At 69.1% G+C, this 15,797-nt stretch carries 17 protein-coding genes; 7 read left to right on the top strand and 10 right to left on the bottom strand.

The window, feature by feature from the left end; all coding sequences use genetic code 11:
- Positions 1-137: 137 nt before the first annotated feature.
- Positions 138-2,087 (bottom strand): NPCBM/NEW2 domain-containing protein, encoded by a 1,950-nt coding sequence (locus tag ACIRGA_RS39585; protein WP_400952188.1) that lies wholly within the window; start codon positions 2,085-2,087, stop codon positions 138-140.
- Between the two features lie 216 nt (positions 2,088-2,303).
- Here ACIRGA_RS39585 and ACIRGA_RS39580 point away from each other — a divergent pair, with 216 nt between their 5' ends.
- Positions 2,304-3,575, top strand: a complete 1,272-nt coding sequence (locus ACIRGA_RS39580) for an aspartate aminotransferase family protein (protein ID WP_400952185.1) — start codon at positions 2,304-2,306, stop codon at positions 3,573-3,575.
- Here the strand turns inward: ACIRGA_RS39580 and ACIRGA_RS39575 are convergent.
- A complete protein-coding gene (locus ACIRGA_RS39575; RefSeq protein WP_400952183.1) occupies positions 3,572-4,753 on the bottom strand; it encodes an alpha/beta hydrolase fold domain-containing protein in 1,182 nt (393 codons plus the stop codon). The two genes, ACIRGA_RS39580 and ACIRGA_RS39575, sit on opposite strands and share 4 nt — an antisense overlap.
- 107 nt (positions 4,754-4,860) lie before the next feature.
- Between ACIRGA_RS39575 and ACIRGA_RS39570 the strand changes: the two genes are divergently transcribed.
- From ACIRGA_RS39570 to ACIRGA_RS39560, 3 genes are read left to right on the top strand one after another with little or no spacing between them, the layout of a single operon-like run.
- Positions 4,861-5,271, top strand: coding sequence for a hypothetical protein (locus ACIRGA_RS39570; RefSeq protein WP_400952180.1), 411 nt, complete (start codon positions 4,861-4,863; stop codon positions 5,269-5,271).
- A gap of 1 nt (position 5,272) precedes the next feature.
- Positions 5,273-5,878 carry a dihydrofolate reductase family protein gene (locus ACIRGA_RS39565; RefSeq protein WP_400952177.1) on the top strand — a complete coding sequence of 202 codons (606 nt, stop codon included), beginning with the start codon at positions 5,273-5,275 and terminating at the stop codon, positions 5,876-5,878.
- On the top strand, positions 5,875-6,783 hold the full coding sequence (locus tag ACIRGA_RS39560) for an NAD-dependent epimerase/dehydratase family protein (protein WP_400952174.1): 909 nt from the start codon (positions 5,875-5,877) through the stop codon (positions 6,781-6,783). Before ACIRGA_RS39565 ends, ACIRGA_RS39560 begins: the two co-directional genes overlap by 4 nt.
- A gap of 161 nt (positions 6,784-6,944) precedes the next feature.
- Here ACIRGA_RS39560 and ACIRGA_RS39555 read toward each other — a convergent pair whose 3' ends face one another.
- The 4 genes from ACIRGA_RS39555 to ACIRGA_RS39540 all read right to left on the bottom strand — a co-directional run bounded on the left by ACIRGA_RS39555 (position 6,945) and on the right by ACIRGA_RS39540 (position 8,967).
- Positions 6,945-7,367 (bottom strand): VOC family protein, encoded by a 423-nt coding sequence (locus tag ACIRGA_RS39555; RefSeq protein WP_400952171.1) that lies wholly within the window; start codon positions 7,365-7,367, stop codon positions 6,945-6,947.
- The gene (locus ACIRGA_RS39550) at positions 7,346-7,540 is read right to left on the bottom strand and encodes a hypothetical protein (RefSeq protein WP_400952166.1); all 195 of its coding nucleotides are present in this window, start codon (positions 7,538-7,540) and stop codon (positions 7,346-7,348) included. Before ACIRGA_RS39550 ends, ACIRGA_RS39555 begins: the two co-directional genes overlap by 22 nt.
- A 111-nt stretch (positions 7,541-7,651) precedes the next feature.
- Entirely contained in the window at positions 7,652-8,146 is a 495-nt protein-coding gene (locus tag ACIRGA_RS39545) for a GNAT family N-acetyltransferase (RefSeq protein WP_400952164.1), read from the bottom strand.
- 41 nt (positions 8,147-8,187) lie between these two features.
- The gene (locus ACIRGA_RS39540) at positions 8,188-8,967 is read right to left on the bottom strand and encodes an IclR family transcriptional regulator (RefSeq protein ID WP_400952162.1); all 780 of its coding nucleotides are present in this window, start codon (positions 8,965-8,967) and stop codon (positions 8,188-8,190) included.
- Between the two features lie 111 nt (positions 8,968-9,078).
- Here ACIRGA_RS39540 and ACIRGA_RS39535 point away from each other — a divergent pair, with 111 nt between their 5' ends.
- On the top strand, positions 9,079-9,987 hold the full coding sequence (locus tag ACIRGA_RS39535; protein WP_400952159.1) for an SDR family oxidoreductase: 909 nt from the start codon (positions 9,079-9,081) through the stop codon (positions 9,985-9,987).
- Here ACIRGA_RS39535 and ACIRGA_RS39530 read toward each other — a convergent pair.
- On the bottom strand, positions 9,978-11,504 hold the full coding sequence (locus tag ACIRGA_RS39530) for a PH domain-containing protein (protein ID WP_400952156.1): 1,527 nt from the start codon (positions 11,502-11,504) through the stop codon (positions 9,978-9,980). The two genes, ACIRGA_RS39535 and ACIRGA_RS39530, sit on opposite strands and share 10 nt — an antisense overlap.
- Positions 11,501-12,040, bottom strand: coding sequence for a PH domain-containing protein (locus ACIRGA_RS39525; RefSeq protein WP_400952153.1), 540 nt, complete (start codon positions 12,038-12,040; stop codon positions 11,501-11,503). The genes ACIRGA_RS39530 and ACIRGA_RS39525 overlap by 4 nt, the downstream gene beginning before the upstream one ends.
- A gap of 104 nt (positions 12,041-12,144) precedes the next feature.
- On the opposite strand from ACIRGA_RS39525, the gene ACIRGA_RS39520 reads away from it, so the two are divergent.
- A complete protein-coding gene (locus ACIRGA_RS39520; protein WP_400952151.1) occupies positions 12,145-13,065 on the top strand; it encodes a proteasome assembly chaperone family protein in 921 nt (306 codons plus the stop codon).
- 374 nt (positions 13,066-13,439) lie between these two features.
- Here the strand turns inward: ACIRGA_RS39520 and ACIRGA_RS39515 are convergent, their stop codons facing one another.
- Positions 13,440-14,093 carry an NAD(P)-dependent oxidoreductase gene (locus ACIRGA_RS39515; protein WP_400952148.1) on the bottom strand — a complete coding sequence of 218 codons (654 nt, stop codon included), beginning with the start codon at positions 14,091-14,093 and terminating at the stop codon, positions 13,440-13,442.
- A 141-nt stretch (positions 14,094-14,234) separates the two neighbouring features.
- On the opposite strand from ACIRGA_RS39515, the gene ACIRGA_RS39510 reads away from it, so the two are divergent.
- Positions 14,235-15,059 carry a class I SAM-dependent methyltransferase gene (locus tag ACIRGA_RS39510; RefSeq protein WP_400952145.1) on the top strand — a complete coding sequence of 275 codons (825 nt, stop codon included), beginning with the start codon at positions 14,235-14,237 and terminating at the stop codon, positions 15,057-15,059.
- Here the strand turns inward: ACIRGA_RS39510 and ACIRGA_RS39505 are convergent.
- Entirely contained in the window at positions 15,056-15,382 is a 327-nt protein-coding gene (locus tag ACIRGA_RS39505; protein ID WP_400952143.1) for a YciI family protein, read from the bottom strand. The genes ACIRGA_RS39510 and ACIRGA_RS39505 overlap by 4 nt on opposite strands.
- Positions 15,383-15,797: the final 415 nt, after the last annotated feature.

Genomic DNA, 15,797 nt, shown 5'->3' with positions numbered 1-15,797 from the left:
CAGCACACCCCAGCACGCCCACGCCCACCAACAAGATCAACAAACCCCACCAAGATCACCAACAAAACCCACCGGTGGATCCAGGTCAGATGTCCTGAAAGTGGCTTTCGCGACACTTGCCAGGGCGCGCGGAGGCGTCAGCAGGTGAAAGTGGCGCCCGCCCAGTCCGCGTGGTCGGAGTCGACCCCGTCGCCGCCGTCCGTGACGACCAGATCGAGCACCTGAACCCCGCTCAGCGGAACGGAAAGCTTCTCGGCCGCCTGGCCGCGCTTGAGCACACCGGTGTTCGCCAGCCGCTTGCCGTCGCCGACGACCTCGAACGCCACACTGCCTCCGGCCTTCTCGTCGTCGACCCCGACGGACGAGGCGAACGACGCGCATCCGCCTCCGAGGTAGAGCCGGACCTTCGACGGCGCGTGCACGCCCAGCCCGTCGTCGTAGGTCACCCCGCCGATGCTCATCCGATGGCCGTCGCCCGCGCCCGATTCACCGTTGCTGGTCCCGCGTTCCACCGGCCCGTAGCCGTTGTCCGCCGTCATGAACACCGCCTTCGACAGCGCGTTCGTCCCGGCGGCGGGTGGTTTCACGAGGGGAGCGCTTCCGCTCACGGACAACGAGCGCGCGCCCCAGGATGTCTGGTAGCCGAACCGCCCGGAGACCTCGACACGGTCGCCGCCGGGGGACGACGGCCGCACGGTCCAGGTCCGTTCCCACGACTTCCCCGGCGCGACAGCGGGAATTCGCACTTCGGTGTCACCGTCGGGCTTCCAGCCCGCGCCGACCGTCAGCTTCACCACCCCCGACCGCACCGGTGTCCGGCCGTCGTTGAAGACCCGCAGCGTCGTGGTGAACGGCTTGTCGGCGGCGGCGTATTCGGGCGAGGTCAAGGAAAGCGTCGTATGCGGCGCGGCCTTCGGCTGGTTCGACGGCCAGACGCGGAACACCGCGGAACCGTGGCTCGGGAGCCCGGCACGCAGCGTGCCGGCGGACTCGGTCTCGGTGCCGGTCCACAGATCCCGGACCCGGTAGCCGGACGACGCGGGGGCGCCGATCTCGGCGGCGGTGGCGGACAGGGTCGCCGGGGCACCACCGCGATTGAACAGCACGACGACGTTCGAGCCGTCGGACATCGGCTTGGCCCAGACCTCGGTGTCGCCGTCGTCGCGGATCTTGCGGCCCTGCTTGCCGCCCCAGTCCTGGTCGACCGCGAGAAGATCCTTGTTCATCAGGATCTTCTTGGTCGCTTCGGACATCGAGCGCAGGTCGTTGCCCGCCAGCAGCGGGGCGTTGAGCAACGACCAGAGCGCGAAGTGGGAGCGGTATTCCGTGTCGGTCATGCCGCCGTTGCCCACTTCGAGCATGTCCGGGTCGTTCCAGCCGCCCGGCCCGGCATAGCCTTCCAAGCCGACCTGCTGGTCGAGGAGCCTGGTCATACTCGACCAGGTGTCGCTGATGTCGCCGGTGGTGCGCCACAACTGCGCCCCCGCGTCCTTGCCCCACTCCCACGGCTTGTTCTCGCCCCATTCGCACAGGGCGTAGACGATCGGACGGCCGGTCTTCTTCAGCGCCTCGCCCATTTTCGTGTACCGCTCCAGCGCGGGGCGGCCCTGGTTGTTGCAGTTGTCGTATTTGAGGTAGTCGACGCCCCAGTCCGCGAACGTCCGCGCGTCGACCTCTTCGTGATCGAGTGAACCGGGCATGGTCCGCGCGCAGGTCTCCGTGCCGGCGCTGGTGTAGATGCCGAGTTTCAGGCCCTTCCCGTGCACGTAGTCGGCCAGTGCCTTGATGCCGCTGGGGAAGCGGGTCCGGTGTGGTTCGTACTTCCCGTCGGGGGTGCGGTTCTTCGCGGCCCAGCAGTCGTCGATGTTGACGTACTGGTAGCCCGCGGCCTTCATCCCGGACGACACCATCGCGTCCGCGGTCTCGCGGATCAGCTCTTCGGTGATGTCGCAGCCGAACTTGTTCCAGCTGTTCCAGCCCATCGGCGGGGTCGCGACCGGTGGCGGGCTCTCGGCGGCGGCCGCTGGGACGACACAGAGGGCGGTGAGCGTGCAGGCGGCGACGAGCGTGCCGGCGAGACGACGCATAAGTTCCTCCCAGAATGCTCAACTTTGAACAAACTCACTCATCAAACAACAGGACCGACCGACGCCGGTCAAGAGCCGAAGGGATGGTGTTGGAGATTCACCGGCGATCGCCGCGACAAGCCGGACAGGTCCGGAGCGCGAACTGTGCACGATGGAGTGTTCGCGTCCCGGGCGGATCCGGGTGAGGATGGGGGCACGAGCACGAGGAGGAAGATCATGGTTTCGTCGGCGTCCGCGCGCAATCCGCTGTGGCACCCGTTCGCGGACATGGGGGCGGTCGACGGCGACCGGCTCGTCATCACCCGCGGTGAGGGTTCCTACGTCTGGGACGACGAGGGCAAGCGGTACTTCGACGCGACGGCGTCACTCTGGTACGCGAACTTCGGGCACGGGCGCGAGGAGATCGCGCGGGCCGTCGCGGACCAGTTGCGGACGCTCGATTCGTACAACCTGTTCGGCTACAACGCCAACGAGCCCGCACTGAAGCTCGCTGAGCGGGTTTCCGAGCTGGCACCCGAACCGGGCTCGAAGGTCTTCTTCGGCTCGGGCGGCGGCGACGTCATCGACACCGCGGTCAAGATCGCCCGCTCGTATTTCGCGCACACCGGGCGGCCGGAGAAGGTGCACGTCATCGGCCGGGTTCAGGGGTACCACGGCACCCACGGTTTCGGCACGGCCGTCGGCGGCATCGCGGCCAACGCGGCGGGTTTCGGGCCGCTGCCCGGCGACATCTCGCACGTGCCCTACGACAGCGCCGAAGCACTCGAAGCGGAGATCCTGCGGGTCGGGCCGGAGCGGGTCGCGGCCTTCTTCTGCGAACCGGTGATCGGCGCGGGCGGCGTGCTGCTTCCGCCGGACGGGTACATCGAGACGGTCGCCGAGATCTGCCGCAAACATGACGTGCTGTTCGTCGCGGACTGCGTGATCGCCGCGTTCGGGCGGCTCGGCACCTGGTTCGGGATCGACCGGTGGGCGGTGAAACCGGACATGATCACGACCGCGAAGGGCATCACCGGCGGGACGATCCCGCTGGGCGCGCTGATCGTCGCGCCCCGGGTGGCCGAGCCGTTCTTCACCGGTGCGCCGGGCGCGCCGGTGCTGCGGCACGGCGCGACCTACGCCGGGCATCCGGTCGCCTGCGCCGCGGGGAACGCGACGCTGGACATCTACGAACGCGACGGGCTCATCCCGCGCGGGCGGGAACTGGAGAAGCCCTTGGCGGACGCGCTTTCCGGGCTGGCCTCGCATCCGTTGGTCGCGGAGGTCCGGGCGGGGCTGGGCTTCCTCGGCGCGGTCGAGCTGACCGCGGACGTCGTCGCGGCGAACCCCGGCGCGGCGAACCGGCTGCAGCGGCTGGCGCGGGACGAAGGCGTCCTCGTGCGGAATCTGGCCAAGGGGATCGCGGTGTCGCCGCCGTTGATCGCCGGGGAGGCCGAGCTCGACCTGCTCGCGACGGCCTTGCCGCGTGCGCTGGACAAGCTCGTCTAGCCGGCTTCGGCCGCGGAACCGCTCTCGTCCATACGGAGGAAGCCGGCGACCTGTTCGAGGGCGTCGGCCGCCTCCGGCAGGAACGACCAGAACAGATGGAACACGTGCGTGCTGACCGGGTACAGGTCGAAGCGCACGTCGAGACCCTGCCCCCGGGCGTGGTCGACGAAGCGGCGCGTCTCGGGCAGGGTCACGTCCTCGGTGCCTGACTGGACGAGCAGCGGCGGCAGCGGGGACAGGTCGGCCATGAAGATGTTCAGCAGGGGATCCGTCGTCGGGTGGTCGCGGACGTAGAGCGAGAACCACCGGGCGACCGGGCTGTCGCCGTCCGGCGGATCCACCACGTCCAGCGCCGGGCACATCAGTACCGCCCGGCCCGGTTGGGGCAGGCCTTCCCGCGCCAGCCTGAGCATCAGGGAAACGGCCAGACCCCCGCCCGACGAATCGCCACTGATGGCCAGCCGCTCCGGGTCCGTGCCCTGGCCGAGTAGCCATCGGTACGCGCGGAGCGCGTCGTCGACCGCGGCGGGGAAGGGATGCTCAGGAGCGAGCCGGTAGTCCGGCACCAGCACGGCGCCGCCGGTCGCCGCCGCCAGCGCTCCGGCCAGCGGGCGGTATCCGAAGGCGGAGCCCGCGATGTACCCGCCGCCGTGCAGGTGCAGCACGGTCGGTCGATGACCCGATCCGGGGGCGACCACCAGTGAGGACACCCCGTCCGCCTGGACCGGCCGCACCACGGTGCCCTCCGGGATGGGCAATTGCGCGTTGAAGGCTTCGAAGGCTTCGCGCATCGCCGCGAGACCGGTCGCGCCGTCCTCCACGACCGAGTTCCACAGCTGGGTGATCCGCGCGTTCACCTCGCCGCCGACCGATCGGGTGAGGGCGATGGCGTCGTCCATGTCGGACAGCAGCGGGAGTGTGGCGCCGAGCAGCGCTTCACCGGCGAGGGTGAGTTCGACGCGGTGGGTCGAACGGCGCAGCAGCTGACAGCCGATCAGCTGTTCCAGCGCTTTGATCTGGCGGCTCAGTGCGGGCTGGGAGACGAACAGCCGGTTCGCGGCCCGGCTGAAGTTGAGTTCGTCGGCGACCGCGACGAAGGCCCGCAGATGCTTGAGCTCGATCGCGTCGGCGGCCGAAGGCATGCCCAGCAGCCGCGGGCCGGCGGGACGTTCGGACATGGCGTCCAGTATCCCCGCCGGGGCCGGCGAGGGTGATGCGTTCCGCGCAAGACGGCGATGCGGGATCGGTCTTTCCCTTCCGCGCCCCGCCCGTGACAGGGTTGGTCATGGCCGAAAGAGCAGGTCAGCGCGTTGCCGAACTGCGGACGCGGGGCGGTGTGGCGCGGGTGCACTGGCCTTCCGGGCGGGAGGCCACGCCGCCGTTGGTGCTCTGGTTCGCCCAGGACGGAGCCGGCGCCGAACGGGTCGCGGCGTGCGGGGCGGTGGTGATCGCCGCCGGTTTGCCCGCTTTTCCGGCGGCGCGGGCGCTCCTGGAGTGGGCGGCTGCCCATCCCCGGAGCCTGGGCGCCGTTCCGGGACCCGTGCTGATCGCCGGGGAAGGACCGGGGGCCGAATTGGCCGCCCGGGTCGCGAGGTACGCGCGGGAACAGGGCTGGCCGCCGGTCGACGAGGTGGACGGTGGCCCGAGGGGGATCGCCGTCCACCTCGCGAGGTCGAAACGAATCATGGAGGAATGACATGGGCAAGGTCTTCACCGGTCTCGCCGTCTCGGTGGACGGTTACATCAGCGGAAGGCGTCTCGAGGGCGCCGAGGAGTTCGGGAGCGGTCTCGGTGACGCGCCGACGCTGTTCGACTGGTACTTCGACGGCGACACCCCGAGCGAGGTCTTCGACGGGTTCAAGCTGAGTGAACAGAGCGCGCGGTTCTTCGACAGCATCGCCGGCGGGATCGGCGCGATCGTCGTCGGACGCACCACGTACGAACATTCCAGCCGGTTCGGCGGCGGAAGCCCGCATCCGACGGCACCGATGGTCTTGCTCAGCCACCGGCCCGTGCCCGAAGCCGGCGAAGCACAGACCGTGGTCACCACCGGCGTCGAGGACGCCATCGCTGCGGCGCGCGAGATCGCCGGGAGCAAGGACGTCGGCCTGATGGGCGGCGGGCTGGTCAGTTCCGCGCTGGCGGCGGGGCTGGTCGACGAGGTGATCCTCCACCAGGTGCCCATCCTGCTCGGCGCGGGGAGACGGTTCTTCCACGAACTCCCGGAACAGGTGGAACTCCGTCTGATTCAAGCGATTCCGGCTCCCGGCGTGACCCACCTGCACTACGGGGTCGGCCGATGATCCTCGTCACCGGAGGGTTGGGCATGATCGGCGCCCACACCGCCCGCGCGCTCAGCGACCTCGGCCATGATGTCGTGGTCACCGCCCATCGCCGTACCGAGGTCCCGTCGTTCCTCGACGGCCGGGTCGCCGTCGAATCCCTCGACGTCACCGACCGGGACGCGTTCCTGGCGCTCGCCGATCGCCACGAGATCGGCGATGTCGTCCATCTCGCCGGAAGCATCCCCGGCGCCGATCCGGTCGGGTTCTTCCGTGCGGACACCACCGCGCTGCTCAACGCGCTGGACGCCGCCCGCGCGTGGGCTGTCCGCCGGTTCGCCGTCGCGAGCAGCCTCGGTGTCTACATCGGACAGACGGTTTCCCCGTGGCACGAGGAACTCGCGTTGCCCGCCGTGGAACTGCCGCATCCGATCGTCGCCTTCAAGAAGGTCGTGGAGGCGATCACCACGCATGCCCTCGCGGGCACCGGTGTCCAGCCGGTGGTGCTGCGGATCGGGAGCGTCTGGGGTCCGCTGATGGATCCGGAATCGCCGTTCAACCCCATCCCGCCGTACATCAGCGCCGTCCTGCGTGGCGAGCGGCCGTCGCCACTGAACGCCGACGACGGTGGCGACAGCTGCTACGCGCCCGACGCCGGGCGCGCGATCGCTTCGCTGATGACCGCGGACACCTTGCGGCACAACACGTACAACGTTTCCCGCGGACGCCCGCTGGTGCATCGGGAGCTCGTGGGCGCGCTGGAGGCGATCACTCCGGGACTTCGGCTCGACCTCCGGCCGGGCGGGCGGACCGATCCGTATCTGGACATCTCGCGGCTCGTCGAGGACACAGGCTTCGAACCGGGCTTCGACGCCGCGGCCGCTGTCGCCGACTATGTCGCTTGGCGGGGGAGCAATCCCCGGTAAAGGTACGGACACCTCGTGAGTGGTGAGAACGGTCGGATCGTCCTCACCACTCACGAGGGTCTTGATACGCACGAGGGCCGCGCGTTCGGTCATGAAGGGCACAGCCGACGGGACCAGATCCCTTCATGACACCCCCAGTGGCGGGCCCTCGCGGGCCCGCCTCAGGAGAGGCAGAGTTCGTTGCCTTCCGGATCCGCGATCGTGATCCACTCGGCGGGACCCTGTTTGCCGCGGTGCAGGAACGTCGCACCGCGCGCGGTCAGCCGCTCGAGCTCGGCCTCGATCTTGTCCGCCCCCATCCGGATGTCGAGGTGCAGGCGGTTCTTCACCGTCTTCCCCTCCGGCACCAGCTGGAAGAGGAACCGCTGCCTGGTCTCGGGATGGACGATCGCCGCGCCGTCCTTCCAGACCAGGGCACCGTTGTGCGTGGTGGTCGCCTCTTCGGGGGCATATCCCTTGGCGACCATCTCGCGGATGAACTCCTCGTTGCTCCGCTCGACCTGCCAGCCGAGCATCTCGGCCCACCAGTCGGCGAGGTCGTGCGGACGAGCGGAGTCCACGGTCACCTGGAAGTCATACGCCATACCGGCACATTAACGACGCCCACCGACAATTCCGGGCGCTCATGCCCGCTGACCACGGTGAACCGCCATTTGTCGACCCCGCCGCCGATGATCTCGGCGTAGCGGCGGGCGCCGTCCGCGTTGGCGAAGCGCACCTGCTGCCCGTTGGTGAGATGGGTGATCTTGACCGCCATCCGTGCCTCCCTGAAGTCCGGTGCCGGCCCGCGGAGCTTCCCCCTCCGGGGCCGGCGCGGACAGTAGAACACATGTTCGACGACGGCCGCCAACCCAACCCCCCGCGCGGGTCATCGCCGCATGGTCACCCGCGGCCACGCGTCCAGGCCGCGGGCGATTTCGTGGGCCCGGACGGCTCGCAGGCCCTCCGTGAGGGTCTCCTCGTCGAGGGTCGTGAAGCCGAGCCGGGCGTAGTACGGCGCGTTCCACGGCACCTCGGCGTACGTCGTCAGCGTCAGCCCGGCGAGCCCTTCGCGCGAGGCCCACTCCGCGACGTGCTCGATCAGCCGGCGGCCGAGGCCTCGGCGTGCGTGATCGGGATGGACGGACACCTGCTCGATGTGGCCGTGGCCGTCGACGACCTCGGCGAGCAGGTACGCCACCGGGCCGTCGCCGGCGTCCCATACCCAGGCCCGGCCGTCGCGCTGGAAAGCCGTGAGCTCCGCGATCGACGGCGGGTCGTCGTCGGCGATCGCGGCCATGCCGAGCGCGCGGAACGGTTCGCCCGCGGCGCGTTCGATGTCCTGGAGCGCGGGCAGGTCTTCGGGGGCGGCGAGTCGGATCACGGATCGAGTTGTACTCGCCATGGTGATCGGCCGCCTGTCATTTACAGCGAGAACGACGAAACGGCGCGGTGGATCCTGCCCGCGTACGACTGGAGCGCAACGATGGCAGCCCGTTTCGCGTCGTCGCCGATCCGGGTCGCGGGGGCGGCCAGGGTGAGCACCGCGGGCCGGTGCCCGGTGCTCGGGATCGGCACCGAACACGACCAGACGCCGTCGTCCAGCTCGCCCCAGCTCACCGAATACCGGTTCGCCCCGGCGCGTTTAACCTCTTCCCGCACGCTCGGGCCGCGGCGCTGGACGATCGACGAAAGCCGTCTTTCGCGTTCGCCCTCCGGCAGCATGGCGAGCAGCATCTTGCCCGACGCGCCGGTGCCGAGCGGGACGGAATGCCCAGGCTGGAAGGTGAACCGCATCGCGCGTTCGCATTCGACCCGGTCCGCGCAGACGGCGGAATCGCCGAAATGCTGGAACAGCAGCACCGTCTCGCCGAGGTCGCGGGCCGCCTCCTCCATCGACGGCCGGGCCAGGCGGGCGAGGTCGTTGGCCAGTTGCGCGGCCCGCGCGAGCGGCATCACCTGGCTCGTCACGTGATAGCGCCCGGTCTTGCCCTCCTCCAGGAGTTGGAGTTCCTTCAGCAGCGCCACATAGCGGTACGTCGTGGCGACCGGGGTGCCGATCCTCGCGGCCAGTTCGGCGACGCTCGCGTCCCAGCGGCGTTCGGAAAAGGAGAGCAGCAACTGCAGGACCTTGCGTGAGCTGCTGGCGCCGGGGGTGCGTTTCGGCGGGGCGGTGGTGTCCAGGGATCGTGCGGCAGGCGTCATCTCGACCTCTCGCCGGGGAATCACGAAGAGTCAGAAAAGTAGCACATTGTGTGAAAAGCGGACCAGGGACTTTGGTCCATGAACAAGCGGACTTCTTGCTAGGTTCGGACCATGGAAAAGCCATTGGCGGGCAAGATCGCGTTGGTCGCCGGGGCGACTCGCGGGGCCGGTCGCGGAATAGCGGTCCAGCTGGGTGCCGCCGGTGCGACCGTTTACGTGACCGGGCGCAGTACCGCTTCCCGGCGATCGGAAATGAATCGTCCCGAGACGATCGAGGAGACAGCGGCGCTCGTCGACGAAGCGGGCGGGCGCGGGATCGCGATCGAGGTGGACCATTTGGCGGCGGACCGGGTCCGCGAACTGGTGGAACGGATCGACGCCGAACAGGGCGCGTTGCACGTGCTGGTCAACGACATCTACGGTGTGCCGATCGAGTGGGACAAGACGGTCTGGGAGTCCACTTTGGACGTCGGACTGCGGACGTTGCGGCTCGCCGTCGACACCCATGCCATCACCAGTCATTTCGCGCTTCCGCTCATGATCAGGAATCCGGGCGCGCTGGTCGTCGAGGTCAACGACGGCACCACCGAGTACAACTCGGAGAACTACCGGGTTTCGTTCTTCTACGATCTCGCGAAGACGGCGGTGAACCGGATGGCGTTCGCGCTCGGGCACGAATTGGCACCGCATGGCGGTACCGCGGTGGCCGTCACGCCGGGCTGGCTTCGTTCCGAAGCGATGCTCGACGCTTATCGGGTGACCGAAGAGAATTGGCGTGACGCGACGAAGGTGCAGCCGCACTTCGCCATTTCCGAAAGCCCGGCGTTCGTCGGCCGGGCGGTCGCGGCGCTGGCCGGCGACACCGAAGTCGCCCGCTGGAACGGGAAATCGGTGTCCAGCGGTGAATTGGCGAAGGAATACGGATTCACCGACCTCGACGGCAGCCGTCCCGACTGCTGGCGCTATCTCGTCGAAGTGCAGGATCCCGGTCTGCCCGCGGACGTCACCGGCTACCGCTGAGCGCCCCGCCGCAGGAAGGGGGTGAGCAGACCGGGCGCGGCCTGCTCGGCCATCGCCAGCCCGGCCGATTCGCCGACGTCGACCACCTGATAGCCGCCCCTGCCCGCCGCGATCGGGGCCGTCACGGTGATCAAACCGGCGCGACGCTGGAAGAACGAGCGGCTGACGACGATGCCGGTGACCCCTTCGCGCCGGATCGCCACCGTCGACCGCGCCAGCGAACCGGACCGGCTGACCAGGTACCGCCCGACGATCGCGTGGCCGAGGTTGCGGTAGCGGTCCCAGCCCACCAGCGCGGCGAACGGCACCAGGCCGAGCGCGACCTGCCACATCCACGACGGCAGGAAATCGATCCAGGCCAACCCGGACAGCGCCGCCGCGAGCAGCAGCACGCCGCCGATCGCGCGGGTGAGACGCCTCGTCAGCGCCCGCCGCGGATGGCGGTTCAGCGGCACGGTGGCCGGGTCGAAGTTCTCCCGCAGCACCTCGGCCGCGACCTCGTGGACCCGGCCGACGGGCGCGGGCGGCAGCAGGAGCCCGCCGCCCTTGTCCCCGCCCTTGCCCTCGCGCAGCCCGCCCGCGATCGCGGTGAGCCGCGCCCCGCCCGCGATCCGCAGCGGCAGCGGTTCCTTCACCTCGACACCGCGAAGCCGGTCTTCTTCGATGGACACCGACCGCGTGGTGATCAGCCCGCGGCGGACGTGCAGGGTGCCCTCCGATTCCCTGGTGAGCTTGAAGTTCCAGAACGAGAGCACATAGCCGCCGACGGACAGCAGCGAGACGACCACCAGCAGGGCGACCGCCGCCACGACCACGATCAGCCACAGCGCGGTGTTCGCCAGGCCGTCCATGAGGTCCCGCAGCGGCCCGACGTTCTCCGGGGCGATGTCCAGCTGGTGCGCGAAATGCCAGACGGCGGCGAAAATCGCGCCCACCACGGCGAGCCCGGACAGGGTGAACGGCGCGTAGCGCACCCACTTGCGGTCGACCTCCGCCACGATCTGCTCCGGCGGTGGCGCCTGTGCCTCGCCCTCGGCGGAGATCTCCTTGCGGTGCAAGAGAACCGTGCGCAGCCGGTGGGCCTCGGTCTCGCTGACCGCGTCGAGCACCAGCTGGTCGTTGCCCGCGCCCTGGCCCGCCGAATGCCGTCCGGTGCCGATGCGTACGGCGCTGAGGGAGAACAGGCGGTGCTTCGGTTCCGAAGTGACGTCGACCGTGCGGATGCGGTCCAGCGGGATCGCGCGATGTTTGCGCAGCAACAGGCCCGTGGACCATTCCACCTGACCGTCCGCGATGCGGTACCGCGACGTGAGCACGTGCGAGACACCGACGAAGACGGTCAGCGCGGTGACCCCCAGCCCGATCCACTCCCAGCCGTTGCCCCGGCCGAGGATCACCGTCCCGATCAGCACCGGCAGCGATTTGACGATGTCGAGCACCGGCCGGATCAGCAGCATCCGGCGATCGAGCCGGCGCCACTGGCCGACGGTGGTCTCCGGTGGTGCCTCGGTGCTCATGTCGCGTCACCCGGCGTGGCCTGCGTGGTCTTGGTGAGCTCGGCGGCCAGCGCGAGTGCCTGGGCGTGGTCGAGACCGGAGATCTTGACCGGGCCCGCGGCCGACGCCGTCGTCACGGTGATCTTCGCCAGCCGGAACAGCTGCTCGACCGGGTCGCGTTCGATGTCGACGGTCTGGATCCGCGAGATCGGCGCGATCCGCCAGTCCTGTTTGAGCCAGCCTTCTTGGGTGTACACGGCCTCGCCGGTGACCTCCCAGCGGTGGATCCGGTAGCGCCACTGCGGCATGACCAGCAGATGCAGCGGCGCGAGCACGCACGAGATCGTCAACGTCACCGTGAGCCACGTCGGCGCGTCGTCGCTGGTGACCACGAACACGGTTTGCACCGCGATGAGGACCACCCAGCCGACCGCCGCCCACACCGTCCAGTAGCCGATGGCGCGCCGGCTCACCCGGTTGGCGGGCGGGCGCAGGCTGAGGGTCTCTTCCGTCACCCCTCCACCCTGCACCAACTCGGTGCGGACCGCCCACGACAACTGTCACGGACCGATAGGATCCGGCCACTGTCGGCGGAATGGATACCCCCTATCGGGGCGTTGCCACCTGTAGACGGTCGTACCCACGAAACCTGGAGGATCTGGTGGCGCTGGACCCGGAAGACCTGTACGAGGTGGACTCGGACGTCCCTGACCTCGGCGGGGCCGTGCTCCTGCACTACTTCGACGGCTTCATGGACGCGGGTTCGGCGGGCAAGCTCGTCGCCGAGCAGCTCCTGAACTCCTCCGAGCACCGCGTGATCGCTCGGTTCGACGTCGACCGGCTCATCGACTACCGCTCGCGGCGCCCGACGATGACCTACGCCATCGACCACTGGGAGGCCTACGACGCCCCCGAACTGGTCGTCCACCTGCTGCACGACGCCGACGGCGTGCCGTTCCTGCTGCTCACCGGGCCGGAACCGGACCACGACTGGGAGCGGTTCTGCGCGGCCGTGCGCGGGCTGGTCGAGCGCTGGGACGTCCGGCTCACCACCGGTTTCCACGGCATCCCGATGGGCGCGCCGCACACCCGCCCGCTCGGCGTGACCGCGCACGCGACGCGGAACGAGCTGGTCGGCGAACACCGTCCGCTGCCCAACCGGATGCAGGTGCCGGGAAGCGTCGCCGGGCTGCTGGAGTTCCGCTTCGGCGAATGGGGGCACGACGCGTCCGGGTTCGCGGCGCACGTGCCGCACTACCTGGCGGACTCGACGTACCCGAGCGCCGCGCTGAACCTGCTCGGCGCCGTCGCCGCGGCGACCGGGCTGAACCTGCCGGACGGCGAGCTGCGGGAGGCCTCGCACGAGGCCGAGGCCGAGATCGCCCGCCAGGTCGCCGGGTCGGAGAAGGTCGCCGACGTCGTGCGCGCGCTGGAGCAGCAGTACGACACGTTCATGGAGGCGTCCGGCAAGGAGAGCCTGCTCGCGGAGTCGGTCGAGCACATGCCGACGGCCGAGGAGCTGGGCAACCAGTTCGAGCGGTTCCTGGCCGAGCAGAACGGCGGGGACTCGCCGGAGCGCTGAGGGTCTGCGTAAGCGCGTGAAGGCCCCCAAAGTCTTGACCGGACAAGGTGTCTTAGGTACCTGAATGTGGCGGCCAGATGGGCGCGGGTCCGTGAAGGCCTCCTTCCCTACTCTGAAGGTAGGGAAGGAGGCCTTCACGGACTCCACGATCGCCACCTCAGCCTCAGCGACACCGCCAGCCCCAGCAGTCACAGCGGCCGCGCGTGAAGGACCCCTTCTCTCGGCTCAGCCGAGGAAACTCGACCTTCACACCTTCCCCAAGTACATGAAGGCCCCCTTCACTGCGCCAGGTGCAAGGAAGGGAGCCTTCATGTACTTGGGGGGGCGACCCAAGCGCGGCGGCGGCCCGCTCTGGTCGCCAGAACCGCATCGCGTCAGTAGTCGACGGCCACCATCACCCGTGAGTGCTTCGGCCGGTCGATCTCGTCGACCAGCGCGACCGCGAGGTCCGCGTAGGAGAACGGCTTCGCGTCCTCCGCGCGCGGCAGCACCCGGTGGTCCCCGCTGCGGTACTCGCCCGTGCGCTCGGCGTGTTCGTCGAGGAACACCGGCGGCGGCGCGACGACGACCCAGTCGAGCCCGCCGCCGGACGCACGGAAGACCTCCAGCTCCGCCGTGTGCCCGAGCGAGAACTCGCGATGCTCCGGCGGCACGCCCGGCTGATCGTGCAGGGCGACGCCCGGCTCGATCTCCAGTGCCGAGCCGATACCGACGACGACCAGCCTCGCGACCCCGGCGCGCCCGAGGCCGTCGATCAGCGCGTGCGCGGCGGCCGGGTAGAACTCCTGTGCCGGGACATCCGCGCGGTAGATGGAACTGATCGCGGCGTCGTGCCCGGCGGCGGCCTTCGCGACGTCGTCCGCGTCGGTGACGTCGGCGGCGATCAAGGTGACGTTCTCCCCGGCGAGATCCGCGTGACGGCGGGGATCCCGGACGGCGGCGGTGACCCGGTGTCCTCGGCTCACGGCTTCGGCGACGGCACGGCGCCCTCCGCGTCCGCCCGCCCCGAAGATGACGATGCTGCTCATCGTGCTCCCTTTTCCCTGGCCGGTACCGAGTGCCGGCTGCGAACGCGATGCTAGGAGCGGCCCCCTCGGTTACCGCAACGAAACCGGCCCCGGGATGTTCTGGACCCGTTCACTCGAACGGTGCTGGTGTATCGTCCCGGAATGCGTCACCTGGTACCCCATTCAGCACTGAAGACCTTGGGCCGATCGGCCCGCGGCACGTTCGGCCGGGGCCTGCACCGGCTCGCCCGGCGATTCCATGATCCTTATACGGCGGAACTGGAACGGGTCGCCGCGGAATTGCGGGCGGAGATCGTCCGGCAGGGTGACCGCTGTTTCGATCGGATCATCGAGTTCGAAATCCGGAGCCGCCGCGACATCATCTACGCGGGCGATCAGGACGCGGCCCGGGACAGCAACCGGTTCGCCCGCGAGCACCTGACCGGGACCAAGCACTTCGCACGTCCACAAGAGACTCTCGCGTACGCGCTTTCCCTTGCCCCATCAGGCGGAATGGCCCTCGAATTCGGCGTCGCGAGCGGGAACACGCTGCGCGTGATCGCCGGGGCCCGCGGCGGCGTCGAGACCTACGGGTTCGACTGGTTCCAGGGTCTGCCGGAGAACTGGCTCAACGGGATGCCCGCCGGTGCGTTCGCGCGCGACGACCTGCCGGACGTCCCCGGCGCCGAACTCGTCGTCGGCCTTTTCGCCGACACGCTTCCCGGCTTTCTCGAGCGGCACGAAGGCGTCGTCGATTTCCTTCACGTCGACGGCGATCTGTACAGCTCGGCGAAAACCGTGCTCGACCTGGTGGGACCGCGCCTGCGCCCCGGCAGCATCGTGCACTTCGACGAGTTCTTCAATTACCCCGGTTGGCAGCGCCACGAGCACAAAGCGTGGCTGGAATACGTCGAGCGCACCGGTGTCGAATTCGAATACGTGGCGTACACCTACGCGGACAATCAGGTCACCGTGAGGATCGGTTAAAGCATCTCGCGGACTTCGATCGTCCCGATCGCGGCCCACGGGTGGGTCTTCGCCGCCTCGACGGCTTGTTCGCGGCTCTCGCAGTCGACGAGGGTGATGCCGCCGATCTGCTCCTTCGTCTCGGCGAACGGGCCGTCGGTGAGCAGTGCCTCGCCGCCTCGGACGCGGACGGTCGTCGCCGACTCGGGCGGATGCAGGCCCATCCCGTGGACGCGCAGGCCGCGCCGCGTCATCTCCTCGGCCCAGGCGCGGCAGGGTTCGGTGATATCCGTGTCGAGCCCTTCGTCGCCGACGGTTCCGCCGAGCATGAACAGGTAGCGCACCGGTCCTCCTAGGGCTCCATGCGGGGGCGGTGAAAGCCTCCTTCGCTACCCTCAGGGTAGGCAAGGAGGCCTTCACGGCCCACCTGGCAGGCTGCTTGCCTGCCTGCGGGTCCGTCTAGGTCGTCTGCACGGGGTCGTGAGTGGTAAGTGTCGTTATTGAGGGGTAAGTCAAATATGGCGCGCCGCGCACCCTTTGTGGCCTGGGTTCGCGCTGACCGACGAGGGTCGACCGCGCCATGAATGTCCACAAGGGACACTCTTTGAGCTGCAAGTGTCCGGTTTGTTTAGTATGCACGGTTTCATAAGGGGGGTGGGGGGGGGGGGGGGTGGTGTGGTTAACACAAAGAAGAACAAAAACCCCCCCCCCCAGCGGCGGGACAAAAAAAAAAAAAAAACCAACACCCGCCCAAAAATA

It is taken from the genome of Amycolatopsis sp. NPDC102389 (assembly GCF_044765885.1).
Taxonomy (GTDB): Bacteria; Actinomycetota; Actinomycetes; order Mycobacteriales; family Pseudonocardiaceae; genus Amycolatopsis.
This window is presented reverse-complemented; position numbering and strand designations above follow the sequence as displayed.